The organism is Rubrivirga sp., from assembly GCF_049648075.1.
Lineage (GTDB): Bacteria > Bacteroidota > Rhodothermia > Rhodothermales > Rubricoccaceae > Rubrivirga.
Genome location: NZ_JBARYR010000066.1, coordinates 1 through 3,215, shown reverse-complemented (window position 1 = coordinate 3,215; position 3,215 = coordinate 1). Strand labels below are relative to the sequence as shown.

Here is a 3,215-nt window from a genome sequence, read left to right as displayed (position 1 = left end):
CGCAGGGCCTGGGCGCTCACGGTCGCGAGCGCGACGACGACCAGCAGCGCGCCGGCCGCCAAGAACGGCGCGGGGCCGAGCGTGACGTGGTAGGCGAACCCGTCGAGCCATCGCGACATACCGACCCACGCCAGCGGCACCGAAATCGCAAAGGCGACACCCACGAGCGCGACGAAGTCCTTCGTCAACAGCGCCACCAGATTGGGAACGGTCGCGCCGAGCACCTTGCGCACGCCGATCTCTTTGGTGCGCTGCTGGGCCGTGAATGCCGCTAGCCCAAAAAGACCGAGGCACGCGACCAGAATCGCGAGTCCGGCGAACAGACTCACGATGTCCCCGAGGCGCTGCTCGCTGCGGTAGAGTCCGTCGTACACGTCGTCGAGGAAGCGGTACGCGAACGGACGGTGCGACGCGAACTGGCCCCAGGCGGCCTCGAGGTCGGCCATCGCCGCGCGTGTGTCGCCAGGGGCGAGGCGGACGGCGAGGTGGTGCACGGCATCCGGCTGATACCAGATCGCGAGCGGGGCGATGGAGGCGTGGAGCGACTGGAAGTGGAAGTCCTGCACCACGCCGCGCACGCGACCTCGACGGCCGTCGACGCTCAGCGCACGGCCGACGGCCTCGATGGGTGTCCACCCGAGTTGACGAGCGGCGGACTCGTTGACGAGGAACTGGAAGTTGGTCGAGTCCGGCGTCGGCGGGTTCTCGAAGGCGGCGCCGGCCACGACGCGCAGCCCGAGTCCGTCGGCCACGTCTGCGCCGGCCGGCAGACCGTTGGAGGTGATCGTTTGCTCGGTGGGCATCCCCTCGCCCCACACACTCGAGGTCCAGCCGACCTCGCCCGGTACCGCGTTCACGGCGCCGACGGCCTCGATGCGCGGGCTCTGAAGCAGCTCCTGCTTAATCGCCGGCGCGGCGGTCTGGAGAATCGAATCTGACAGCGGCAGTGCGACCACCTGCTCCTTGTCGAATCCTAGGTCCTGATCGCCCAGAAACCGAACCTGGCTCAGCACGACGAGCGTCCCTACGACCAAGACGGCCGAGATCCCAAACTGGAACACCACGAGCCCCTGCCGCACCCACGACGTTCCTCCTGACGCTGAACCTCCGCGCAACGCCCGAACGGGCTCAGCGCTCGACAGGTGCAGAGCGGGGTAGCTCCCCGCCACGAACGTCACCACGACCAGGGTGACGCCGATGATGGCCAAGATGCCCGGGCTGGTGAGTGCCCCGAACATTAATGCCTTGCCGCTGAGGGCGTTGAACCACGGCAATCCGATCGCCACGACGAGGAGTGCCAGCAGAACACCAAAGACCGTCATCAGCGCGGACTCGCTGTAGAACTGCGTCACGAGCTGGCTCCGGTGCGCACCGAGCGACTTCCGCAGCCCGACCTCCTCCGCCCGTTTCGCAGAGCGCGCCGTTGCGAGGTTCATGTAGTTGATGCACGCGATCAGCAGGATCAGCAACGCGACGGTCGCAAACCCAACGACCGTCCGAATCGTGCCGGTCGGCTTGAGTTCGCCCTCGAGCTCGGAGTAGAGACGGATGTCGGTGACGGGCGTGGCCCGAAGTGTCCACGGATCTTGCCCCTCGGCCTCGAGTCGGTCGATCAGGGCGTCGAGTTGGCCGGGCAGCGCGCCGGCGTTGTTGGCGCGGACGTACGTGAAGTAGTTGGCCGTCCCCCACTCGACGGGGCCGTCCGGCGGGTCCATCGCGTCGATCAGGTCGAAGTCGTAGTGCGCCGCCTCGGGGACGTCCTCGATGACGCCCGTCACCTGGTAGTTCCGAGACCCGTCGCGTATGATGGTCTGGCCGATGGGGTTGACGTCGCCGAAGTAGCGCTGGGCCGTCGACTCGGTGAGCACGACCGCGTCAGGTTGCAAGAGCGCCGTCCCAGGATCGCCCTGGATGAAGCGGTGCGTGAGCACGTCGAAGACGTTTGGATCGGCGGAGTAGAACCCGGTCTCCTCGAAGGCGTCGTCCCCGACGGTCACGAGCGCGTTGCGCCAGTAGGTGTACAGACGAGCCGAAGCCTGGACAGTCGGCAGTTCGTCCTCGAGGAGTTGGGCGACGTGGGCCGGCGTGCTGATGATCTCCCGGTCCCGGTCGGACTCGTCGAAGCCCGGAACGGACGTGACGCGGAAGACGCTCTCGGCGTCGTGGTGGTGGCGGTCGTAACTCAGCTCGTCCTGGACGAACAGGAGCAGGAACAGGCAGCACGCGATCCCGACGGCCAGCCCCACGACGTTGAGCGACGCGTAGCCGGGGTGCCGGCGCAGGGCGCGGAACGCGACGGTGAGGTAGTGTCGGGGCATGTCTGGAAGGTGAGGGCGGCGTGCGACGTCAGAAGGCTAGAGCGCGTCGGAGTCGAGCGTCGACCTCGAGGACGGGGCAGCGCCCTCGAGGACGGTTCCGAGCGTCAGGACTAGTCGATGTCGTCGATGATCTCGCCGTCCCCGAGGACGTCGGTGGACTCGCCGTCGAGCTCGAACGTGTCGTCGTCGAGGATCTCGAGCGCGTCCTCGAGGATCTCGCCGTAGGTCCGCTCCATCGGGCGGACGACCTCGATGGTGCTCCGCACGCGGATCGCGGGGTCGTTCGCGAAGCGTGCCTCGAGGCCGGCCTGCTCGGTCCACTCGGCCCACGCGCCGACGGACGAGAACGCGAACGAGAGCTCGACCTCGGCGTGCTGGTCGCGCGTCTGGACCTCGGCCCGCGTGAACGGCGCCTCGTCCTCGAGGTCGGCGAGCAGCGACGGGACCGAGGCGGCCGGCAAGCGGCTGAGCCACACCGAGTACCGGACGCGCGACTGGAGAGGGGTTCCCACCCGCATCTCTCTCGGAGTCACGTCCGCTCGGTGGGCCGGGCGGGTCACGGGCCGGAGGGACGCCGAGGCCGGGCGGAAGCGCGCCGGGCGTCTTCGGGCCATCACCTCAGACGGGACGTCGTCCGGTGATAGCACTCGGCTTAGCCACGTCCCCTCTTCCGTGTACGTCAGGAGCAGGGCGCGGTCAGAGTCGACGGGCTCGTCGGAGACGGTGGCAAGCGTGTAGCCGTCGGGCGTGATCGTAACCACGACGGACTCGGTCTGAGCCGCGGTGGCGGTGGAAAAGAGAAGGGCGAGGAGGAGAGCACGCATGGACAGGGCAAGGAAGTGAAGACGAGGAAGGGACCTGCAAGAGCCGATCCAGCGCGCATATCGACCTGTACGG

2 protein-coding genes are annotated in these 3,215 nt (G+C 68.0%); both read right to left on the bottom strand.

Translation table 11 applies throughout. The annotated features are described in order from the left end of the window. The coding region (locus tag WBA11_RS01930) for an ABC transporter permease (protein ID WP_424519042.1) at positions 1 to 2,318 on the bottom strand (2,318 nt) is incomplete at its 3' end. Positions 2,319 to 2,428: 110 nt separating this feature from the next. Next, positions 2,429 to 3,142, bottom strand: a complete 714-nt coding sequence (locus tag WBA11_RS01925) for a hypothetical protein (protein ID WP_424519041.1) — start codon at positions 3,140 to 3,142, stop codon at positions 2,429 to 2,431. Positions 3,143 to 3,215: the final 73 nt, after the last annotated feature.